General features: G+C 40.0%; 32 protein-coding genes and 1 pseudogene. All 33 read right to left on the bottom strand.

Translation table 11 applies throughout. From position 1 onward, the window contains the following. Positions 1 to 4: 4 nt before the first annotated feature. The gene (gene rpsM, locus AKG34_RS25990) at positions 5 to 370 is read right to left on the bottom strand and encodes a 30S ribosomal protein S13 (RefSeq protein WP_053349050.1); all 366 of its coding nucleotides are present in this window, start codon (positions 368 to 370) and stop codon (positions 5 to 7) included. A 22-nt stretch (positions 371 to 392) separates the two neighbouring features. Further along, positions 393 to 506 carry a 50S ribosomal protein L36 gene (gene rpmJ, locus AKG34_RS25995; RefSeq protein ID WP_003156543.1) on the bottom strand — a complete coding sequence of 38 codons (114 nt, stop codon included), beginning with the start codon at positions 504 to 506 and terminating at the stop codon, positions 393 to 395. Between the two features lie 40 nt (positions 507 to 546). Next, the gene (gene infA / locus AKG34_RS26000) at positions 547 to 765 is read right to left on the bottom strand and encodes a translation initiation factor IF-1 (protein WP_028390440.1); all 219 of its coding nucleotides are present in this window, start codon (positions 763 to 765) and stop codon (positions 547 to 549) included. A gap of 177 nt (positions 766 to 942) precedes the next feature. After that, positions 943 to 1,160 (bottom strand): annotated as a pseudogene (locus AKG34_RS29150) (M24 family metallopeptidase); the annotation flags it as partial. Positions 1,161 to 1,329: 169 nt separating this feature from the next. After that, a complete protein-coding gene (locus AKG34_RS26005; protein ID WP_053349051.1) occupies positions 1,330 to 1,983 on the bottom strand; it encodes an adenylate kinase in 654 nt (217 codons plus the stop codon). Positions 1,984 to 2,041: 58 nt separating this feature from the next. Continuing rightward, positions 2,042 to 3,337: a preprotein translocase subunit SecY gene (gene secY, locus AKG34_RS26010; protein WP_053349052.1), complete on the bottom strand. Its 1,296-nt coding sequence runs from the start codon at positions 3,335 to 3,337 to the stop codon at positions 2,042 to 2,044. Beyond that, positions 3,337 to 3,777: a 50S ribosomal protein L15 gene (gene rplO / locus AKG34_RS26015; protein ID WP_053349053.1), complete on the bottom strand. Its 441-nt coding sequence runs from the start codon at positions 3,775 to 3,777 to the stop codon at positions 3,337 to 3,339. Before rplO ends, secY begins: the two co-directional genes overlap by 1 nt. 32 nt (positions 3,778 to 3,809) lie before the next feature. Beyond that, positions 3,810 to 3,992 (bottom strand): 50S ribosomal protein L30, encoded by a 183-nt coding sequence (gene rpmD / locus AKG34_RS26020; protein ID WP_053349054.1) that lies wholly within the window; start codon positions 3,990 to 3,992, stop codon positions 3,810 to 3,812. A gap of 16 nt (positions 3,993 to 4,008) precedes the next feature. Next, entirely contained in the window at positions 4,009 to 4,509 is a 501-nt protein-coding gene (rpsE, locus tag AKG34_RS26025) for a 30S ribosomal protein S5 (RefSeq protein WP_034304987.1), read from the bottom strand. A 23-nt stretch (positions 4,510 to 4,532) separates the two neighbouring features. Then, positions 4,533 to 4,895 carry a 50S ribosomal protein L18 gene (gene rplR / locus AKG34_RS26030; protein WP_053349055.1) on the bottom strand — a complete coding sequence of 121 codons (363 nt, stop codon included), beginning with the start codon at positions 4,893 to 4,895 and terminating at the stop codon, positions 4,533 to 4,535. Between the two features lie 32 nt (positions 4,896 to 4,927). Then, positions 4,928 to 5,464 carry a 50S ribosomal protein L6 gene (rplF, locus tag AKG34_RS26035; protein ID WP_053349056.1) on the bottom strand — a complete coding sequence of 179 codons (537 nt, stop codon included), beginning with the start codon at positions 5,462 to 5,464 and terminating at the stop codon, positions 4,928 to 4,930. A gap of 30 nt (positions 5,465 to 5,494) precedes the next feature. Continuing rightward, positions 5,495 to 5,893 carry a 30S ribosomal protein S8 gene (gene rpsH / locus AKG34_RS26040; RefSeq protein WP_053349057.1) on the bottom strand — a complete coding sequence of 133 codons (399 nt, stop codon included), beginning with the start codon at positions 5,891 to 5,893 and terminating at the stop codon, positions 5,495 to 5,497. A gap of 30 nt (positions 5,894 to 5,923) precedes the next feature. Next, positions 5,924 to 6,109 carry a type Z 30S ribosomal protein S14 gene (locus AKG34_RS26045; RefSeq protein WP_034304998.1) on the bottom strand — a complete coding sequence of 62 codons (186 nt, stop codon included), beginning with the start codon at positions 6,107 to 6,109 and terminating at the stop codon, positions 5,924 to 5,926. 25 nt (positions 6,110 to 6,134) lie between these two features. After that, entirely contained in the window at positions 6,135 to 6,674 is a 540-nt protein-coding gene (gene rplE, locus AKG34_RS26050; RefSeq protein WP_053349058.1) for a 50S ribosomal protein L5, read from the bottom strand. A 29-nt stretch (positions 6,675 to 6,703) separates the two neighbouring features. Next, positions 6,704 to 7,015: a 50S ribosomal protein L24 gene (rplX, locus tag AKG34_RS26055; protein ID WP_053349059.1), complete on the bottom strand. Its 312-nt coding sequence runs from the start codon at positions 7,013 to 7,015 to the stop codon at positions 6,704 to 6,706. Positions 7,016 to 7,058: 43 nt separating this feature from the next. Next, entirely contained in the window at positions 7,059 to 7,427 is a 369-nt protein-coding gene (rplN, locus tag AKG34_RS26060; RefSeq protein WP_053349060.1) for a 50S ribosomal protein L14, read from the bottom strand. A 41-nt stretch (positions 7,428 to 7,468) separates the two neighbouring features. Continuing rightward, complete coding sequence (gene rpsQ, locus AKG34_RS26065; RefSeq protein WP_034305007.1) at positions 7,469 to 7,732, bottom strand: 30S ribosomal protein S17; 264 nt, start codon at positions 7,730 to 7,732, stop codon at positions 7,469 to 7,471. 18 nt (positions 7,733 to 7,750) lie between these two features. Further along, complete coding sequence (gene rpmC / locus AKG34_RS26070) at positions 7,751 to 7,954, bottom strand: 50S ribosomal protein L29 (RefSeq protein ID WP_034305010.1); 204 nt, start codon at positions 7,952 to 7,954, stop codon at positions 7,751 to 7,753. Further along, positions 7,944 to 8,378: a 50S ribosomal protein L16 gene (rplP, locus tag AKG34_RS26075; RefSeq protein WP_053349061.1), complete on the bottom strand. Its 435-nt coding sequence runs from the start codon at positions 8,376 to 8,378 to the stop codon at positions 7,944 to 7,946. Before rplP ends, rpmC begins: the two co-directional genes overlap by 11 nt. Position 8,379: 1 nt before the next feature. Next, a complete protein-coding gene (gene rpsC / locus AKG34_RS26080) occupies positions 8,380 to 9,036 on the bottom strand; it encodes a 30S ribosomal protein S3 (protein ID WP_053349062.1) in 657 nt (218 codons plus the stop codon). A gap of 3 nt (positions 9,037 to 9,039) precedes the next feature. After that, positions 9,040 to 9,381, bottom strand: a complete 342-nt coding sequence (gene rplV, locus AKG34_RS26085) for a 50S ribosomal protein L22 (protein WP_034305017.1) — start codon at positions 9,379 to 9,381, stop codon at positions 9,040 to 9,042. Between the two features lie 17 nt (positions 9,382 to 9,398). Beyond that, positions 9,399 to 9,677 (bottom strand): 30S ribosomal protein S19, encoded by a 279-nt coding sequence (rpsS, locus tag AKG34_RS26090; RefSeq protein ID WP_034305018.1) that lies wholly within the window; start codon positions 9,675 to 9,677, stop codon positions 9,399 to 9,401. Between the two features lie 60 nt (positions 9,678 to 9,737). Further along, positions 9,738 to 10,568 carry a 50S ribosomal protein L2 gene (gene rplB / locus AKG34_RS26095; protein WP_053349063.1) on the bottom strand — a complete coding sequence of 277 codons (831 nt, stop codon included), beginning with the start codon at positions 10,566 to 10,568 and terminating at the stop codon, positions 9,738 to 9,740. 26 nt (positions 10,569 to 10,594) lie between these two features. Beyond that, positions 10,595 to 10,879 (bottom strand): 50S ribosomal protein L23, encoded by a 285-nt coding sequence (gene rplW, locus AKG34_RS26100; protein WP_034305023.1) that lies wholly within the window; start codon positions 10,877 to 10,879, stop codon positions 10,595 to 10,597. After that, entirely contained in the window at positions 10,879 to 11,502 is a 624-nt protein-coding gene (rplD, locus tag AKG34_RS26105; protein ID WP_053349064.1) for a 50S ribosomal protein L4, read from the bottom strand. Before rplD ends, rplW begins: the two co-directional genes overlap by 1 nt. A 25-nt stretch (positions 11,503 to 11,527) precedes the next feature. Next, positions 11,528 to 12,157, bottom strand: coding sequence for a 50S ribosomal protein L3 (gene rplC / locus AKG34_RS26110; protein WP_053349065.1), 630 nt, complete (start codon positions 12,155 to 12,157; stop codon positions 11,528 to 11,530). Between the two features lie 40 nt (positions 12,158 to 12,197). After that, on the bottom strand, positions 12,198 to 12,506 hold the full coding sequence (gene rpsJ, locus AKG34_RS26115) for a 30S ribosomal protein S10 (protein ID WP_019244375.1): 309 nt from the start codon (positions 12,504 to 12,506) through the stop codon (positions 12,198 to 12,200). A 422-nt stretch (positions 12,507 to 12,928) separates the two neighbouring features. Next, entirely contained in the window at positions 12,929 to 14,116 is a 1,188-nt protein-coding gene (gene tuf / locus AKG34_RS26120) for an elongation factor Tu (RefSeq protein ID WP_053349066.1), read from the bottom strand. A 121-nt stretch (positions 14,117 to 14,237) separates the two neighbouring features. Then, positions 14,238 to 16,316 carry an elongation factor G gene (gene fusA / locus AKG34_RS26125; RefSeq protein WP_053349067.1) on the bottom strand — a complete coding sequence of 693 codons (2,079 nt, stop codon included), beginning with the start codon at positions 16,314 to 16,316 and terminating at the stop codon, positions 14,238 to 14,240. Positions 16,317 to 16,360: 44 nt separating this feature from the next. Beyond that, positions 16,361 to 16,831: a 30S ribosomal protein S7 gene (gene rpsG, locus AKG34_RS26130; protein WP_048677878.1), complete on the bottom strand. Its 471-nt coding sequence runs from the start codon at positions 16,829 to 16,831 to the stop codon at positions 16,361 to 16,363. A 41-nt stretch (positions 16,832 to 16,872) separates the two neighbouring features. After that, on the bottom strand, positions 16,873 to 17,295 hold the full coding sequence (gene rpsL / locus AKG34_RS26135) for a 30S ribosomal protein S12 (RefSeq protein ID WP_053349068.1): 423 nt from the start codon (positions 17,293 to 17,295) through the stop codon (positions 16,873 to 16,875). Between the two features lie 104 nt (positions 17,296 to 17,399). Next, a complete protein-coding gene (locus AKG34_RS26140) occupies positions 17,400 to 17,648 on the bottom strand; it encodes a 50S ribosomal protein L7ae-like protein (RefSeq protein ID WP_034305040.1) in 249 nt (82 codons plus the stop codon). A gap of 294 nt (positions 17,649 to 17,942) precedes the next feature. Next, positions 17,943 to 21,542 (bottom strand): DNA-directed RNA polymerase subunit beta', encoded by a 3,600-nt coding sequence (gene rpoC / locus AKG34_RS26145; RefSeq protein WP_053349069.1) that lies wholly within the window; start codon positions 21,540 to 21,542, stop codon positions 17,943 to 17,945. Positions 21,543 to 21,707: the final 165 nt, after the last annotated feature.

Below are 21,707 nucleotides of genomic sequence, written 5' to 3' on the forward strand. Positions count from 1 at the left end.
CTAATTATTTTTTCTTGTTAGCTACAGTACGACGAGGTCCTTTACGCGTACGAGCATTGTTTTTTGTATTTTGTCCACGAACAGGAAGTCCACGACGGTGACGTAAACCACGGTAAGAACCGATTTCCATTAGACGTTTAATGTTAAGGGAAATTTCACGACGAAGGTCGCCTTCTACTTTTAACTTGTCAATGATATCACGAATTTTGTTCAATTCGTCTTCCGTTAAGTCACGAACGCGAGTTTCTTCAGAAACACCAGCTTCTGCAAGAACTTTAATCGCTGTTTGTTTTCCAATACCATATATATATGTTAATGAGATAACAATACGTTTGTCACGGGGAATATCTACTCCAGCAATACGTGCCATGCTTGAGTGCACCTCCTTCTATTTAGCCTTGTTTTTGTTTATGTTTAGGGTTTTCGCAAATAACCATAACTTTACCTTTTCTGCGGATAACTTTACACTTTTCGCAGATTGGTTTGACTGATGGTCTGACTTTCATTGCTATCTAACCTCCTTATACAGATCGGAGCGTAACCGGATTATTTAAACCGGTATGTGATTCTGCCGCGAGTTAGATCATACGGGGAAAGCTCAACCGTAACTTTATCTCCAGGCAAAATGCGAATAAAGTGCATACGAATTTTACCGGATACATGAGCTAAAACAGTATGACCATTTTCTAATTCTACCTTAAACATTGCATTTGGCAAAGTCTCTTGTACTGTGCCTTCTACTTCAATTACATCATCTTTCGCCATTAAAGTGATTCTCCCTTCTCTATGCGTGAACCTATTAAAGGTACACATCTTTCCGTCAACATTACTCCAGTCCAATTATCCTCAAAAGTCATACAATTCTGCATCAAGTATTCACCATTTTGTAGAACCAGGCTTTAACTGAGGACCTTTATCAGTTGGACCGAAATGAGGAATTTATGGGTCCTCATGTAAGTCTTGACCGATTCCGTGACCGACATACTCTCAAAATAGAGAAGCAATTAGTCTCGACATAGGTTTGAATAGCATGGGAGATGTTTGAAAGGCGCACGCCTGACATAGCTTCTTTCAACCCTCTATATCATGACTCTTTAGGAATCCTAATAGAGTCACTGCATTTCTTCATCAATTTTGCCGACCGGATATGTCCATGAAGATTACTTATAAAGTAATCGCCCAATTCAGGGAATACCAAGTACAAGAACCTGATTAATAAATGTGAGAATGCTCTAGCGAAATCCATTATACCCTTTGTATTAAAGGAATGCACCAAGTTTAACTAGTAAGTTGTAAAAATGGTATGAATTTCATAAATCAATACGATGATTAATTTTGCAAAGCACCAAGTAACACATCAATGTTTTCAAATACCTTATTAATATCTTGCTGTCCGTTAATGTTTACCAAGTATCCTTTTTCTCCGTAGAAATCAAGAAGTGGCTTAGTTTGTTTCAAATTCACATCTAAGCGATTTTGAACCGTTTCTTCATTATCGTCAGCACGTTGATATAATTCTCCGCCACAGCGGTCGCATACATCATCTTTAGTAGGAGGATTGAATACAAGATGGTATGTCGCACCACATGATTTGCAAATACGACGTCCTGTCAATCTTTCCATTAAGATGCTTTTATCCACATCGATATTAATGACAAAATTTATTTTACGATCTAAATCAGTAAGGATGCTTTCAAGTGCTTCTGCTTGTGCCACAGTACGTGGGAATCCATCAAGCAAAAATCCTTTTAGGCAGTCCTCCTTGCTTAAACGCTCACGTACAATGCCGATGGTAACTTCATCAGGTACCAATTCGCCTTTGTCCATGAATGATTTTGCCTTTAGACCTAATTCTGTTCCATCTTTGATAGCTGTTCGGAACATATCTCCAGTAGAAATATGAGGGATATTATATTTTTCTACGATTTGTTCGGCTTGAGTGCCCTTACCAGCACCCGGCAGACCCATTAACACTAGATTCAATTTTCTTCCCCCTCAAACTCTATAATGGGTAAAGGGAACATGTTGTTCCCAAAACTCATTACTTTATAAAGCCTTTATAGTGTCTTTTCACAAGTTGTGACTCTAGCTGTTTCATCGTATCAAGGGCTACCCCTACAACGATTAGTAAACTAGTTCCACCAATCTGTGCAGATTGAGGAAGGTCAGCAAGCTTTATGAAAAATACCGGTAAAACGGCGATGACTGCTAAGAATATAGAACCAACAAACGTTAGACGGTATAAAACACGTGTTAAATATTCTTGTGTACTCTTACCTGGACGAATCCCCGGCACATAGCCACCTTGCTTTTTCAAATTCTCAGCCATTTGTTCAGGATTAACCTGAATGAATGCATAAAAATACGCAAAAGCAATGATAAGAGCAACATATATGATCATACCAATTGGATTGGTATAAACAAGATGTTCTGTAATCCAACTAGTGACACTGTTCTTTCCAAAAAAAGAAGCGATTGTAGTTGGGGTGATAAGAAATGCCATTGCAAAGATTACCGGAATAACCCCCGCAGCATTTACTTTCAATGGTAAATGTGTAGACTGGCCACCCATTTGTGTACGACCTACCGCAGCACGTTTAGCATACTGAATAGGAATTTTACGCAATGCCTGCTGAATAAAAATAACAGCAACCACGATTGCTAATACTGCTAAAACAATAAGGACAATAGTTATTATTCGTAAAAATAATTGATCTCCAGCATTTTCGAACTGCTGTGCGTAGATCTGGTTTGCCGTATTTGGCAAACTAGCCACGATACCAGCAAAGATTATGATAGAAATCCCATTACCTACACCTTTAGCAGTGATCAGCTCTCCTAACCACAGAAGAAAAGCTGTTCCTGCCGTTAAGACAGTCGCAATAAGCAAGTATGTTGCAATTCCAGGATTTTCAATCAACTGGCCACCTGACATATTATTGAACCCATAAGACATACCAAAAGCTTGGATAAATCCGAGTATAATAGTGAAGTACCTCGTGAATTGAGCTAATTTACGGCGCCCTGCTTCTCCTTGTTTAGACCATTCAGTGAACTTTGGTACAACATCCATCTGTAATAGTTGAACGATAATAGATGCCGTGATATACGGCATAATACCCATCGCTAAAATAGAGAAGTTTTGAAGTGCTCCGCCGCCAAAGGTATTTAAAAGACCTATGACGCTTAGCTGGTCCTGTGCAGCGAGAAAATCGGCATTCACATGCGGCACAGGAATAAATGTACCGATGCGATAGACGATTAACATTAGAAGGGTAAAAATAATCTTATTCCTTATTTCACCCACGCGCATAAAATTGGAGATCGTGCGAAACATTAGATCACCTCTGTATTACCGCCAGCAGCTTCGATAGCTTCTTTAGCAGTAGAAGAGAATTTGTGAGCTTTAACAGTAAGCTTTTTCTCAATGCTTCCTTTTGCAAGAATTTTGATTCCTGCTTTTTCTTTACTTACAATACCAGTCTCAAGTAATAGAGCTGGTGTTACTTCAGTACCGTCTTCGAAAAGATTTAACGTATCAAGATTCACGATAGCATAGTCTTTACGGTTAATGTTGGTAAATCCACGTTTAGGTAAACGTCTGAATAGAGGAGTTTGTCCCCCTTCAAATCCAAGGCGTACACCGCCGCCGGAACGAGCGTTTTGTCCTTTGTGACCTTTACCTGCTGTTTTACCGTTACCAGATCCAATACCGCGACCTTTACGTTTACGTTCTTTACGAGAACCTTCTGCAGCTTTTAACTCATGAAGTTTCATGTTGGCACCTCCTTGTTAAGTTAAAAATTATTTTATTGTTCTTTTACAGTAACAAGATGAGCAACTTTGGTAATCATACCGCGAATCGCAGGGTTATCATCATGAACAACCGTTTGATGCATTTTACGTAAACCCAAAGTGTTAACTGTAACACGTTGATCTTCAGGACGACCAATCAAGCTGCGAGTGAGGGTAATTTCTAATTTATTAGCCATAATTTGATTTCCCTCCTTATCCTAACAGTTCTTGTACTGATTTTCCACGTAACTTAGCTACGTCTTCAGCACGTTTCAATTGCTTCAATCCTTCGATTGTTGCGCGAACCATATTAATAGGTGTGTTAGTACCTAATGATTTAGACAAGATATCGCTAACTCCGCCTAATTCAAGTACCGCACGAACAGGACCACCAGCAATTACTCCTGTACCTTCAGAAGCTGGTTTCAATAGAATGTGACCTGCGCCATAGCGTCCGTTCACAAGGTGAGGAATTGTAGTTCCAACCATTGGTACAGTAATTAGATTTTTCTTAGCGTCCTCAATAGCTTTACGGATTGCATCCGGAACTTCTTGAGCTTTACCAGTACCAAATCCAACATGACCGTTTTTATCACCTACAACTACTAGTGCAGTGAAACGGAAACGACGTCCGCCTTTAACAACTTTAGCTACACGATTTACTGTAACTACGCGTTCTTCAAGTTCTAATTTATTAGGATCAATGCTACGCATCTGTTTATGTCCCTCCTTATCCATTAAAATTCTAAGCCGTTTTCACGAGCAGCGTCAGCCAATGCTTTAACACGACCATGGAAGAGGTAACCACCGCGGTCAAATACCACAGCTTTGAAACCTTTTTCAACAGCACGTTTCGCAATAAGTTCGCCAACTTTTTGAGCTGCTTCAGCATTGCTACTAGCTTCGATACCGATCTCTTTATCAAGAGTTGAAGCACTTGCTAATGTTACGCCTTTTGCATCGTCAATTAATTGTGCGTAAATGTGTTTGTTTGAACGAAACACATTTAAACGAGGACGAGCTTCTGTTCCAGAAAGCTTTGCACGCACACGTGCATGTCTTTTCTGACGAGTAGCATTTTTATCAAGCTTCGTAATCATTTACGTCACTCCTTTCGTTTACTTATGCGGCATTACTTACCAGTTTTACCTTCTTTACGACGAACGAATTCGCCTTCGTAACGAATACCTTTACCTTTATATGGTTCAGGTGGGCGAACATCACGGATATTAGCTGCAAGAGCTCCTACACGTTCTTTGCTAGCACCTTTAATAATTACTTTTGTATTAGAAGGAACTTCGACTTCAACACCAGCTTCTGGTTCTATTTCTACAGGGTGAGAATATCCTACGTTAAGGATAAGCTTAGTACCTTGCTTTTGCGCACGGTACCCAACCCCAATAAGTTCAAGTGATTTTACAAATCCTTTTGATACACCTTCAACCATGTTAGAGATAAGTGCGCGAGTAGTACCGTGTAAAGAACGGTGAGTCTTCTCGTCAGATGGGCGTGTAACAGTTACCACGTTCTCTTCAACAACGATTGTAAGATCAGGACTAAATGATCTAGATAATTCACCTTTAGGTCCTTTAACAGTTACTTCACTTCCGTTAACAGTAACTGTTACACCTGCAGGGATTTCAATAGGTTTTTTACCTATACGAGACATATTGTGCACCTCCATTCTTGTGAAAATGTATTACCAAACGTATGCTAAAACTTCTCCGCCAACTTGTTTAGAGCGAGCTTCCTTGTCAGTTAAAACTCCGTGAGAAGTAGAAACAACTGCGATACCTAAACCGTTTAAAACGCGTGGTACTTCTCCAGTTTTTGCATATACACGCAAACCAGGTTTGCTGATACGTTTTAGACCAGTGATAACACGTTCGTTGTTTGCACCGTATTTTAAGAAGATACGGATGATACCTTGTTTGTTGTCTTCGATTAATTCAAAGTCACGTACGAAGCCTTCACGCTTTAAGATCTCAGCAATTTCTTTCTTGATCTTTGAAGCAGGAACTTCTAGTTTTTCGTGACGAACCATATTCGCATTACGGATGCGAGTAAGCATATCTGCAATAGGATCTGTCATGACCATTATATTTTACCTCCTTCCCAAACTCGGGTTTTACCAGCTAGCTTTTTTAACGCCAGGAATTTGTCCTTTATATGCAAGTTCGCGGAAACAAATACGACAAAGCTTAAATTTACGTAATACAGAATGTGGACGTCCGCAACGTTCGCAACGTGTATATTCTTGTACTTTAAACTTTTGTTCGCGTTTTTGCTTTACGATCATAGACTTTTTAGCCACGATTTCGCCTCCCTTTATTTAGAGATTACTTTTGGAACGGCATTCCAACTTGAGTAAGTAGTTCACGAGCTTCTTCGTCAGTGTTGGCAGTCGTTACGATAACGATATCCATACCACGAACTTTGCTCACTTTATCGTAATCAATCTCAGGGAAGATAAGTTGTTCTTTAACACCTAATGTATAGTTCCCACGTCCGTCAAAAGATTTCTTTGAAACGCCGCGGAAATCACGTACACGTGGTAAAGATACTGATACTAGCTTATCAAGGAATTGATACATACGTTCTCCACGTAATGTAACTTTCGCTCCGATAGGCATACCTTCACGCAAACGGAAGCCTGCGATTGATTTTTTAGCTTTTGTTACAACTGGTTTTTGACCAGTGATAAGTGTAAGTTCTTCAACAGCTGTATCTAAAGCTTTTGAGTTAGATACTGCGTCACCAACACCCATATTAATAACGATTTTCTCAATGTTTGGTACTTGCATTACTGATTGATAGTTGAATTTACCCATCAATGATGGTGTAATTTCACTTTTGAATTTTTCTTTAAGGCGGCTCATTGCTTAGTGTACCTCCCTTCATTTATGACTTATTTATCTAAAGTTTCACCTGATATTTTAGCTACGCGTACTTTTTTACCATTTTCAATCTTATATCCAACACGAGTCGGTTTACCTGATTTTGGATCAAGTGGCATTACATTGGATACGTGAATTGCAGCTTCTCTGCTAATAATTCCACCTTGTGGATTAATTTGAGATGGCTTGGAATGCTTTTTCACGATGTTAATTCCTTCAACAAGCACACGATTTTGTTTCGGATATGCTTCAAGAATTGTTCCTTGTTTGCCTTTGTCCTTACCAGAGATGACTACGACTTTGTCACCTTTTTTAACATGCATTAGCTTGGCACCTCCTTGAAAGGCTTTATACAAATTTTACATATTATAGAACTTCTGGAGCTAGAGAAACGATCTTCATGAAACTATTGTTACGTAATTCACGAGCAACAGGTCCAAAAATACGAGTTCCACGTGGGCTCTTATCGTCACGGATAATTACACATGCGTTTTCATCAAAACGAATGTAAGAACCGTCAGGACGACGCATACCACGTTTTGTACGGACAACAACAGCCTTAACGACTTCACCTTTTTTAACAACGCCTCCTGGTGTTGCCTGTTTAACTGTACAAACGATAACATCACCGATGTTAGCATATTTACGGCCAGAACCACCTAGGACTTTAATTGTTAGTACTTCACGAGCACCTGAATTGTCAGCGACTTTTAAACGAGATTCTTGTTGAATCATGTACGGTACCTCCCTTCGGAATTAGCTTAATCCGAACTATATTAAATAATTACTGCTTTTTCTACTACTTCTACAAGACGGAAGCGTTTTGTAGCTGAAAGTGGACGAGTTTCCATAATACGTACTACGTCGCCAGCTTTCGCTTCATTTAGCTCGTCATGAGCTTTTAACTTTTTAGAGTATTTCACGCGTTTACCGTATAAAGAATGCTTTTTATAGGTTTCTACAACAACTGTTACTGTTTTATCCATTTTATCGGATACTACGCGGCCAGTGTAGATTTTGCGTTGGTTGCGTTCGCTCATTCTGCAAACCTCCATTCATTATCGATTAGTGACACCGATCTCTCTTTGACGAACAACTGTTTTCATACGAGCAATCGATTTGCGAACTTCACGGATGCGAGCTGTATTTTCAAGTTGTCCAGTAGCTAACTGGAAACGAAGATTAAATAGTTCTTCTTTAAGAGATTTTAGTTTTTGTTCAATTTCAGCAGTGGTTAGATCTTTGATTTCATTAGCTTTCATTTGTTTCACCACCAATTTCCTCTCTTTTTACAAACTTACATTTGATTGGAAGTTTGTGTGCTGCAAGGCGCAATGCTTCTCTTGCCACCTCTTCAGATACACCAGAGATTTCAAACAATACTTTGCCCGGTTTAACTACTGCTACCCAACCTTCAGGAGCACCTTTACCGGAACCCATCCGTACTTCAAGCGGTTTTGCAGTGTAAGGTTTGCTTGGGAAAATCTTAATCCAAACTTTTCCTCCACGTTTCATGTAACGAGTCATCGCAATACGAGCTGCCTCGATTTGACGGTTAGTGATCCAAGAAGCTTCTTGAGCTTGAAGTCCAAATTCTCCAAAATGAACTTCAGTGCCGCCCTTAGCCATCCCTCTCATCTTACCGCGATGTTCACGACGGTATTTTACGCGTTTTGGCAATAACATATTATTTTCCTCCTTCCTCAGATTTCTTCTTAGTAGGAAGAACTTCTCCACGGTAGATCCAAACTTTCACGCCTAGCTTCCCGTAAGTAGTATCTGCTTCAGCATGAGCATAATCTATGTCAGCACGAAGTGTGTGAAGTGGAACTGTTCCTTCGCTGTAGTGTTCAGCACGAGCAATATCAGCACCGCCAAGACGACCAGAAACTTGTGTTTTGATTCCTTTTGCGCCAGAACGCATAGTGCGTTGAATAGCTTGTTTTTGAGCACGACGGAATGAAACACGGTTTTCTAATTGACGAGCGATGTTTTCAGCAACCAATTTTGCATCAAGATCTGCTCTTTTAATTTCAATGATATTAATATGAACTCTTTTGCCAGTTAGCTGGTTCAAAGCTTTACGAAGTGCTTCAACTTCAGTACCGCCCTTACCGATAACCATTCCTGGTTTAGCAGTATGAACTGATACATTGATGCGGTTAGCAGCACGTTCGATTTCAACCTTGGATACAGAAGCATCACTTAAGCGTTTCGCGATATATTCACGAACTTTAATGTCTTCATGCAAAAGAGTAGCGTAGTCTTTATCAGCGTACCATTTGGATTCCCAATCACGAATGATTCCGATACGCAAACCGATAGGATTTACCTTTTGACCCACAGATTACCCCTCCTTCTTTTCTGATACAACGATTGTAATATGACTAGTACGTTTGTTTATTGCACTCGCACGACCTTGAGCGCGAGGACGGAAACGTTTTAATGTTGGTCCTTCGTTTACGTATGCCTCTGAAACGACTAGGTTATTAATATCCATTTCGTAGTTGTGTTCTGCATTTGCGATAGCAGATTTCAGAATTTTTTCTACGACTGGAGAAGCAGATTTTGGTGTTAAGCGAAGAATCGCTACTGCTTCACCTACTTGTTTTCCTCGAATTAAATCTGCGACTAAACGCACTTTACGAGGAGCAATACGAACTGTTTTAGCGACAGCTTTTGCTTGCATGAGATGCCCTCCTCTCATTAACGTCTTGTTTTCTTGTCATCACTTGCGTGACCTTTATAAGTGCGTGTAGGCGCGAATTCGCCTAGTTTGTGACCTACCATATCTTCTGTTACATAAACCGGCACATGCTTACGACCGTCATAAACAGCGATTGTATGTCCGATGAATTGCGGGAAGATTGTTGAGCGACGAGACCAAGTTTTTACTACCTGTTTCTTGTCAGCTTCATTTAATTTTTCAACTTTTACCAATAAATGATCATCAACAAAAGGCCCTTTTTTTAAGCTACGACCCATGCGAGTACCTCCCTTCGTGACTGTTCTACGGTTCTATATATGAACCGTAGGTCAATCCCGTTATTTTTTACGACGACGTACGATAAATTTATCGGATTTGTTTTTCTTCTTACGAGTTTTGAATCCAAGAGTTGGTTTACCCCATGGAGACATTGGTGATTTACGTCCGATTGGAGATTTACCTTCACCACCACCGTGTGGGTGATCATTCGGGTTCATTACTGATCCACGAACAGTTGGGCGTTTGCCTAACCAACGATTACGACCAGCTTTACCAATGTTGATAAGTTCATGTTGTTCGTTACCAACTTGACCGATTGTAGCACGGCAAGTAGCAAGAATCATACGAACCTCACCTGAGTTTAAACGTACAAGTACATAACGACCTTCTTTACCAAGTACTTGAGCAGATGTTCCTGCTGAACGGACTAATTGTCCACCTTTTCCTGGTTTAAGTTCGATGTTATGAATTACTGTACCAACTGGGATGTTAATAAGAGGAAGAGCGTTACCCACTTTAATGTCAGCTTCTGGACCTGACATGATTTCCAAACCTACTTCTAGGTTTTTCGGAGCTAGGATATAACGTTTTTCTCCATCAACATAATTAATTAATGCAATGTTTGCAGAACGATTTGGATCGTACTCAATAGTAGCAACGCGTCCAGGTATACCATCTTTATTCCGTTTGAAATCGATGATACGGTATTGACGCTTGTGGCCGCCACCTTGATGACGAACTGTTAACTTACCTTGGTTATTACGGCCGCCTTTGCTGTGTAAAGGAGCAAGTAATGATTTTTCCGGTTTGTCTGTAGTAATCTCAGCAAAATCGGAAGTTGTCATATTACGTCGACCGTTAGAGGTAGGTTTATACTTCTTAATCGCCATTTGTATTTCCCTCCTTCTCTAATGAATTAAGCCTCGAATAGCTCGATTTCTTTGCTGTCAGCAGTTAATTTAACAATAGCTTTACGGCGCTTGTTAGTATAGCCTGCATGTTTGCCCATACGTTTAAATTTACCTTTGTAGTTCATGATGTTTACTTTCTCAACTTTAACGCCGAAAATTTCTTGAACAGCATCTTTAACTTGAGTTTTGTTAGCTCTAACATCAACTTCAAAAGTATATTTTTTCTCAGCCATTATGTCTGAAGAGCGTTCAGTGATTACGGGGCGCTTAATGATATCGCGTGCATCCATTATGCAAGCACCTCCTCTACTTTTTCGACAGCTGATTTAGTCAAGATCAATTTGTTGTGTGAAACAACATCAAGAACATTAAGACCAACAGCTTCCACTACAGTAACACCAGGGATGTTACGTGCAGAAAGAGCAACTTTCTCATCTAAACCGTCAGTAACGACTAACGTTTTAGTATCAACAGAAAGGTTTTTAAGTACTGCTACAAATTCTTTTGTTTTTGGAGCTTCGAAAGACAAGCTTTCAAGTACCAAAATGTTCTCTTCCAATGCCTTTGCAGACAATGCAGATTTAATAGCTAAACGACGTACCTTTTTAGGTAGCTTGTAAGCGTAAGATCTTGGAGTTGGTCCAAAAACAACGCCACCGCCACGCCATTGTGGAGAACGGATAGAACCTTGACGCGCGCGTCCAGTTCCTTTTTGTTTCCAAGGTTTACGTCCACCGCCTGCAACTTCAGAACGGTTTTTAACTTTATGAGTTCCTTGACGTAAGGAAGCTCGTTGCATAATGATTGCTTCAAATAATACATGATTATTAGGTTCGATACCAAAGATGGATTCATTTAGTTCGATGTCGCCAACTTGTGAACCTGTTTGGTTGAACAATGTAACTTTTGGCATTCTATTGCTCCTCCTTTCTCAGAAATTACTTTGCTTTAACAGCAGTTTTTACTTTGATCAATGCTTTTCTAGCACCAGGTACATTACCTTTGATCAATAGTAGGTTACGTTCAACATCAACTTTAACGATAGCTAAGTTTTGAACAGTAATTTGTTCCCCACCCATACGTCCTGGTAATAGTTTACCTTTGAATACGCGGTTTGGAGCTACAGGACCCATTGAACCTGGGCGACGGTGGTAACGAGAACCATGAGACATTGGTCCGCGTGATTGTCCATGACGTTTGATAGAGCCTTGGAAACCTTTACCTTTTGAAATTCCTGTTACATCTACTAAATCGCCTTCAGCGAAAATACTAACATTGACTTCTTGACCGATCTCATATTCAGTAAGATCCGTTCCGCGGAATTCGCGAATGAAGCGCTTAGGAGTAGTATTTGCTTTTTCAACATGTCCCTTTTCAGGTTTGTTAGAAAGCTTTTCACGTTTGTTTTCAAAACCAACTTGAACTGCTTCATAGCCATCAGTTTCAACAGTTTTCTTTTGAAGAACCACGTTATTAGCAGCTTCGATAACTGTTACCGGGATAAGTTCGCCGTTTTCAGCAAAAACTTGAGTCATACCGATTTTTCTTCCTAAGATTCCTTTGGTCATAAGTCACACCTCCTAGAGTAATTGTTCATATTTATATGAATTATAATTTGATTTCAATGTCAACGCCTGATGGTAAATCTAAACGCATCAATGAATCAACTGTTTGTGGAGTTGGATTAACGATGTCGATTAGACGTTTATGCGTACGCATTTCGAATTGTTCACGAGAATCTTTGTATTTATGAACCGCACGTAGGATCGTGTATACCGATCTTTCAGTAGGTAATGGAATTGGACCAGATACAGCCGCACCAGAACGTTTTGCAGTTTCAACAATTTTCTCAGCAGATTGATCAAGAATTCTGTGATCATATGCTTTTAAACGGATACGAATTTTTTGTTTTGCCATAATTTTCCCTCCTTTTCGCCTATTTTAAAATAGACCTTCTCAATGGAAATTTCCCACACACTCGCCATGGCAAAGCGGCCGGGTGTGTCAGCAACCTTCCATATCATCGCAGTCAAAGACCAACATTGTCTATTATACATAAAGCACAAGTAGAATGCAAGTTAAAGTTAAACTTTTCTTGTGCAACACACTTTTATTATTATACATACTATCACAAGTATTTACAAGTACATTCTACACGGTCTTTCATATCCATTTTCTTCTTTTGAAATATCATTATAATTCTCTTTAAAATTTAATTACTTTTTAGGCAATACTATAGAAGAAATAAATTAAAAGTCTTTAATAAATAAAAAAAAGCAGATGGCGTCCCATCTGCTTTTCCTGGAAGGCGTCCCTTCCAATATTCATTAAAGAATCAATTACTCAGTGATTGTAGCAACGACACCAGCGCCTACAGTACGTCCACCCTCACGGATAGAGAATTTAGTACCTTCTTCGATAGCGATTGGAGCGATAAGTTCTACAGTCATTTCGATGTTGTCTCCAGGCATAACCATTTCTACGCCTTCTGGAAGGTTACAAATACCAGTTACGTCAGTTGTACGGAAGTAGAACTGAGGACGGTAGTTTGTAAAGAATGGAGTGTGACGTCCACCTTCTTCTTTAGAAAGAACATAAACTTCAGCTTTGAACTTTGTGTGTGGAGTGATTGTACCTGGTTTAGCAAGTACTTGTCCACGTTGGATATCTTCACGGGATACACCACGAAGTAGTGCACCGATGTTGTCACCAGCTTCAGCATAATCAAGAAGCTTACGGAACATTTCAACACCTGTTACAGTTGTTGGTTTAGACTCTTCGTTGAAACCGATGATGTCAACAACGTCACCGACTTTAACTTGTCCACGCTCAACACGGCCAGTAGCAACTGTACCACGACCAGTGATAGAGAATACATCCTCAACTGGCATCATGAATGGTTTGTCAGTGTCACGAGTTGGTTCTGGGATATACTCGTCAACAGCTGTCATTAATTCATGAATTTTTTCTTCCCAAGCAGCTTCTCCTTGAAGAGCTTTTAGTGCAGATCCTTTGATAACTGGAATGTCATCGCCAGGGAATTCGTATTCAGATAGAAGATCACGGATTTCCATTTCTACTAATTCAAGAAGTTCTTCGTCATCAACCATGTCGCATTTGTTCATGAATACTACTAGGAATGGTACACCTACTTGACGAGAAAGAAGGATGTGCTCACGAGTTTGTGGCATTGGGCCATCAGCAGCAGATACTACTAAGATTCCGCCGTCCATTTGTGCAGCACCAGTGATCATGTTTTTAACATAGTCAGCATGTCCTGGGCAGTCAACGTGTGCATAGTGACGAGTAGCTGTTTCGTACTCAACGTGTGCAGTAGAGATTGTGATACCACGTTCTCTTTCTTCTGGAGCACCATCGATTTGGTCATAAGCGCGAGCTTCTGCTCCACCAGTTTTAGCAAGTACAGTTGTGATTGCAGCTGTTAGAGTTGTTTTACCATGGTCGACGTGACCAATTGTTCCAACGTTAACGTGCGGTTTTGAACGATCAAATTTAGCTTTTCCCATTAGGAATTCCTCCTTAAAATTATATATAAAATATTAAGTATATAAGGGCTGTGAAAGAAGACTAATTCTTCCATCACAGCTTACATAAGATAGTTATACTTTAATAAGAGATGAAAATCAATTATTCACCTTTATTTTTTTTGATGATTTCTTCAGAAATGCTCTTAGGTACTTCTTCATAATGATCGAAGTGCATAGAGAATGTTCCGCGTCCTTGTGTGTTAGAACGTAGAGATGTAGCATATCCGAACATTTCAGATAGTGGAACCATCGCTTTAACCATTTGTGTGTTACCGCGAGCTTCCATACCTTCTACGCGACCACGACGAGATGTGATATCTCCCATGATGTCGCCTAGGTAATCTTCAGGAATTACAACTTCTACTTTCATAATTGGTTCAAGGATAACAGGCTTACATTTAGAAGCAGCATTTTTTAGTGCCATGGATGCTGCAATTTTAAATGCCATTTCATTGGAGTCAACGTCATGGTAAGAACCGTCAAATAATTTTGCTTTGATGTCAACTAGCGGGTAACCAGCAAGTACACCACGGTCAAGTGAATCAACTAATCCAGCTTGTACAGCAGGGATGTATTCACGTGGTACTACACCACCGACAATAGCATTTTCAAATTCGAATCCTTTACCTTCTTCGTTCGGACCAAATTCAATCCATACGTGTCCGAATTGTCCACGACCACCTGATTGGCGAACGAATTTACCTTCAACTTTAGCTGAACCACGGAAAGTTTCACGGTATGCTACTTGAGGAGCACCAACGTTAGCTTCCACTTTAAATTCGCGACGCATACGGTCAACAAGGATGTCCAAGTGAAGTTCACCCATACCAGCGATAATCGTTTGACCAGTTTCTTGGTCAGTATGCGCACGGAATGTTGGATCTTCATCTTGTAGCTTTTGTAAAGCTTGACCCATTTTGTCTTGGTCTGCTTTCGATTTTGGTTCAACTGAAAGAGAAATAACTGGTTCTGGGAATACCATGGACTCAAGAATAACTTGGTTCTTGTCGTCACATAGAGTATCACCAGTTGTAGTATCTTTCAATCCTACAGCTGCAGCAATATCTCCTGCGTATACAGTTGATATTTCTTCACGGCTGTTTGCGTGCATTTGAAGGATACGTCCAATACGTTCACGTTTACCTTTAGTTGAGTTGATTACATAAGAACCTGATTCTAATGTACCTGAGTACACACGGAAGAATGTAAGTTTACCAACGTAAGGATCCGTCATTACTTTAAACGCTAAAGCAGAGAACGGTTCAGAATCATCTGAGTGGCGTTCTACTTCTTCTTCTGTATCAGGAAGAGTACCTTTAATTGCTGGTACATCTAACGGAGATGGAAGGAAGTCGATAACGTTATCAAGCATTAATTGAACACCTTTGTTTTTGAAAGCTGATCCACAGATAACTGGGAAGAATTCAACGTTAACAGTTGCTGTACGAATAGCTGCTTTTAATTCAGTAATGCTGATTTCTTCGCCGCCAAGGTATTTTTCCATTAAGTCTTCATTAACTTCTGCTACTGCTTCAATTAACTTTTCACGGTATTCTTCAGCTAGTTCCCGATGTTCTTCAGGAATTTCACCAACAGTGATATCAGTTCCTAAATCATTAGCATAGAAATGAGCTTTCATTTCAATTAGGTCAATGATTGCAGAGAATTGATCTTCAGCACCGATTGGTAACTGAACTGGATGAGCATTAGCTTGTAGACGATCGTGGATTGTTCCAACTGAATAAAGGAAATCCGCACCGATTTTGTCCATTTTATTTACGAATACGACACGCGGTACACCATAAGTTGTAGCTTGGCGCCAAACTGTTTCAGTTTGAGGCTCAACACCTGATTGGGCATCAAGTACAGCTACAGCTCCATCAAGTACACGCAATGAACGTTCAACTTCAACTGTGAAGTCTACGTGTCCTGGTGTATCGATGATGTTTACACGGTGACCTTTCCACTGTGCAGTTGTTGCAGCGGATGTGATCGTGATTCCGCGTTCTTGTTCCTGTTCCATCCAGTCCATTTGTGAAGCACCTTCGTGTGTTTCACCAATTTTATGGATTTTACCAGTGTAGTATAGAACACGTTCTGTTGTTGTCGTTTTACCAGCATCGATGTGAGCCATGATACCAATATTACGAGTGTTTGCTAAGGAGAACTCTCTTGCCATTTGTCTTTCTCCTTCCTTCTATAAGGATTTTATAGTAATTGATCTTACCAGCGATAATGAGCGAATGCTTTATTAGCTTCAGCCATTTTGTGTGTATCTTCACGTTTCTTAACAGCTGCTCCAGTATTGTTAGCAGCATCCATGATTTCATAAGCTAAACGCTCTTCCATCGTTTTTTCTCCACGAAGGCGAGAGTAGTTTACTAACCAACGAAGTCCTAGAGTTGATTTACGATCTGGGCGCACCTCAACTGGTACTTGGTAGTTAGCTCCACCCACACGGCGTGCTTTTACTTCTAATACAGGCATGATGTTTTTAAGTGCTTGATCAAAAACTTCGATTGGTTCATTGCCAGTACGTTCTTTGATTAAATCAAATGCAGAGTAAAGAATTTTTTGTGATTTACCTCTTTGTCCATCAACCATTAATTTGTTGATTAAGCGAGTCACAAGTTTTGAATTATAAATTGGATCTGGTAATACGTCTCTTTTCGTTACAGGTCCTTTACGAGGCATTATATTTCCTCCTTTCAAGAAAGTTAATTTTTTGTTTCAAATTATTTTTTTGCTGCTTTCGGACGCTTAGTACCGTATTTAGAACGGCTTTGCATACGATTATTTACTCCTGCAGTATCAAGAGCACCACGTACGATATGATAACGTACCCCTGGTAAATCTTTTACACGACCGCCACGGATAAGAACCACGCTGTGTTCTTGTAGGTTGTGTCCAATACCTGGGATATAAGCTGTTACCTCGATACCGTTTGTTAAACGTACACGCGCATATTTACGTAACGCGGAGTTTGGTTTCTTCGGTGTCATAGTACCCACACGAGTGCAAACACCACGTTTTTGCGGAGATGATACGTTAGTTTGTGCTTTTTTAAAGCTGTTGTAGCCTTTGTTAAGTGCTGGAGATTTTGAATTAACCTCTTTAGACTCGCGTCCTTTACGCACTAATTGATTAATAGTAGGCATTACATTTTTCCTCCCTTCACGTTTTCATTTCTAGTACCACACATCCAGGTGGTTCATAAATGGGTAAAAACAAAGTCTTTGCAAATATTATTGCAAAAACATTTTTACTTTTTAATGGCAACAGTTGCTGCTCCGACATCAATACCACATGCTTTGCCAAGCATTCTCATCGAATCAACATATGTGATAGGAACATCCAATTCTTTAGCGGTCTCAACGACACGCCCAGTCAAGTATATATCTGCATCATCAGCGATGATAACTTCTTGAATTAAATTGTTTTTCAGAGCTCTAACTGCTTGTTTCGTCCCTATAATCACTGACTTTGCCTGTATTACTTTTTCATAAGACATGGTCCATATCCTCCAAAGTTACAGGGTAACATAGGAGCACCTTTGCTATAGTATCACTTTTAGTCGGATACTGTCAACTTCTTTCAAAAAATTAATTTAAGCAAAAGGTTTTCCTTACATAATACTATTAAGATATTCACTTTGCCTAAAATAGAAATAAAGCGAGTTTTCACTCGTCTATTTAGTTAGTCGTTCTTATTAAGAGAGACCAGCTCAATAAATTCTGATCCTTCAACTCCTCCATAATAAAGGAGTCCGGTCTTCAGTTTTAATGATGAGCTGGTCATATTTCATTTAATCTACTGTTACTGTATCTGTGCTTTCGCCACCAACAACGACAGGGTTAGCTTTTCTGTAACGAAGCATACCTGTTCCTGCAGGGACAAGTTTACCCATGATAACATTTTCTTTAAGTCCAAGCAATTCATCACGTTTTCCTTTAATTGCTGCATCCGTCAAGACTCTAGTTGTTTCTTGGAATGACGCTGCGGACAAGAAGGAATCCGTTTCTAGAGATGCTTTTGTAATACCTAGTAATACAGGACGTCCAGTAGCAGGTAATTTGCTAGTCAGTAATGCATCTGTGTTCGCAGTTGTAAACTGGTTAACATCCAATAATGTTCCTGGAAGAACTTCAGTTTCACCAGCGTCAAGCACACGGACCTTACGCATCATTTGTCTAACCATAACCTCGATGTGTTTATCACCGATTTCTACCCCTTGCATCCGGTATACTTTTTGTACTTCATGAAGCAGGTATTCCTGAACAGTAAGTACATCAGTAACTTTCAGCAATTCTTTCGGATCGATTGAACCCTCTGTTAACTCTTCGCCTCGACGTACGGCTGTATCAACAGCTACCCTTAAACGCGCTGTGTACGGCGCAGTATAAGTGCGTGATTCAACTGCACCTTGAACAACGATTTCCTGTTGTTTATCGCGGATTTCATTAATCGAAACAACTGTTCCTTCGATTTCAGAAATGATAGCTTGACCTTTAGGATTTCTCGCTTCAAATATTTCTTGGATACGAGGTAAACCTTGAGTAATATCATCTCCGGCAACCCCACCAGTATGGAATGTACGCATCGTTAACTGTGTACCTGGTTCTCCGATTGATTGAGCAGCAATAATACCAACTGCTTCGCCCACTTCAACTTCTTGACCAGTAGCCAAGTTACGTCCATAACATTTTTTACATACACCATGACTAGTGTTACATGTAAAGGCAGAACGAATCCATGCTGTTTCAATACCAAGAGATTCAATATAATTAGCCAGATCCTCAGTGATAAGATCGTTTTCAGCTACAATCACTTCATTTGTTTCTGGATGTTTAATCGCTTTTCTTGCATATCGGCCTACTAGACGTTCTTCAAGATGCTCGATTATTTCCGTACCCTCTCTCAAGGCAGAAATTTTCAAGCCGCGGTCTGTACCACAATCATCATCACGAATGATAACGTCTTGGGCTACGTCAACTAGTCGGCGTGTAAGGTAACCGGAATCGGCTGTTTTAAGTGCTGTATCAGCAAGACCTTTACGAGCACCATGTGTAGAGATAAAGTACTCTAACACTGTTAAACCTTCACGGAAACTTGATTTAATCGGTAATTCAATGATACGCCCAGCCGGGTTGGCCATCAATCCACGCATACCCGCAAGCTGCGTAAAGTTGGATGCATTACCACGGGCACCGGAGTCACTCATCATGAAGATTGGGTTGCGTCGGTCCAGAGAGTCCATAAGTTTCGACTGAATGGTATCCTTAGCGGCACTCCAGATTGAGATAACGCGATCATAACGCTCATCTTCCGTAATTAGACCCCGTCTAAATTGTTTTAGGACGTTATCTACTTTCGTTTGAGCTTCAGTAATGATTTCTTGTTTTTCTTTTAAAACAACAATATCAGCCACACCAACGGTAATACCTGCTTTTGTCGAATATTTGAAACCAAGATCTTTCATCCTGTCTAGCATTTTAGAAGTTTCGGTAATTTTGAAACGTTTAAAGACTTCCGCAATAATATTTCCAAGAATTTTTTTCTTGAATGGATCAATAGCGGGTTGAGCCTTAATCAATTCAGGTATATCAGCGCCTTTTTCCACGAAATACTTCTCTGGAGTTTTTGTTTCCAAATTATAACGTGTTGGTTCGTTAATATACGGGAATGATTTTGGTAAAATTTCATTGAAGATCAATTTACCAACAGTTGTTATTAGGAGTTGGCTATTTTGCTCTTCCGTGAATGTTTCGTTATTTAGTGATGATGCATGCACAGCACAACGGGAATGCAAGTGTACATAACCATTTTGGTATGCAAGCAACGCTTCACTTGTATCTTTAAAGATCATACCCTCACCGATAGCGCCTTCTCTTTCCAATGTTAAGTAATAGTTACCTAATACCATATCTTGAGAAGGTGTAACAACAGGTTTACCATCTTTAGGATTCAAAATATTTTGCGCAGCAAGCATTAGCATACGAGCCTCTGCCTGAGCTTCAGAAGATAAAGGAACATGGACCGCCATTTGGTCACCGTCAAAGTCAGCATTGTAAGCTGTACATACAAGCGGATGCAAACGAATTGCGCGACCTTCAACAAGAGTTGGTTCAAATGCTTGAATACCAAGTCTATGAAGAGTCGGTGCACGGTTCAGTAGTACCGGGTGTTCTCTAATAACTTCTTCCAGCACATCCCAAATTTCAGGAGATAGTCGTTCAATCTTACGTTTAGCAGATTTGATGTTATGCGCTAAACCTCTTTGAACTAGTTCCTTCATAACGAATGGTTTGAATAATTCAATCGCCATTTCTTTCGGCAGACCACATTGGTACATCTTTAAGTTAGGTCCAACTACGATAACAGAACGACCAGAGTAATCAACACGTTTACCAAGAAGATTTTGACGGAAACGGCCTTGTTTACCTTTTAACATATGAGATAAAGATTTTAATGGACGGTTACCAGGTCCAGTTACTGGACGACCACGACGGCCATTATCGATTAAAGCATCGACAGCTTCTTGAAGCATACGTTTTTCGTTTTGAACGATAATGCTTGGTGCTCCAAGGTCCAATAATCTTTTCAACCGATTATTACGGTTGATAACACGACGATATAAATCATTTAAATCAGATGTAGCAAAACGACCGCCATCAAGTTGTACCATTGGACGAAGTTCCGGTGGAATAACCGGTAGCACGTCTAGTATCATCCATGAAGGTTCATTACCAGAGTTACGGAATGCTTCTAGCACTTCCAAGCGTTTAATTGCACGGGTTCTGCGTTGTCCTTGAGCTGTTTTAAGCTCTTCTTTCAACGACTCTACTTCTTTTTCCGTATCAATGTCTTGTAAAAGTTTTTTAATAGCTTCCGCACCCATCGCTGCTTGGAACTTCTTACCGTATTTTTCACGGTATGTACGATATTCTTTTTCAGAAAGAAGCTGTTTCTTCTCTAAAGTTGTATCGCCTGTTTCAGTTACCACGTAAGATGCAAAGTAAATAACTTCTTCCAATGCACGCGGAGACATATCAAGAACAAGTCCCATACGGCTCGGAATTCCTTTAAAATACCATATGTGTGAAACTGGAGCTGCCAGCTCAATATGACCCATACGTTCACGACGAACCTTAGCACGAGTGACTTCAACGCCACAACGGTCACAAACTACGCCTTTATAACGAACACGTTTATATTTTCCACAATGACATTCCCAGTCCTTTTGAGGTCCAAAAATTCTCTCACAGAATAAACCGTCTTTTTCTGGCTTTAACGTACGATAGTTGATTGTTTCTGGTTTTTTAACTTCTCCATGGGACCAAGAACGAATCTTGTCTGGCGAAGCAAGACCAATTTTCATATACTCGAAATTATTAACGTCTAACAAGGGGCCTACCTCCCTTTTAATCTCCAGGTTTAACCCTTGATTGCCGTCTTAATATCAGGCAATCTACACCGGATGATGGTTGATTGAATCAATAAGACTCTAACAAGGCAGCAGGATCTTAAAAGAAACATCTTGCTGCCAGTCAGAGCGGATAATATATAAATT

Source organism: Peribacillus butanolivorans (genome assembly GCF_001273755.1).
Classification (GTDB): domain Bacteria; phylum Bacillota; class Bacilli; order Bacillales; family DSM-1321; genus Peribacillus; species Peribacillus butanolivorans.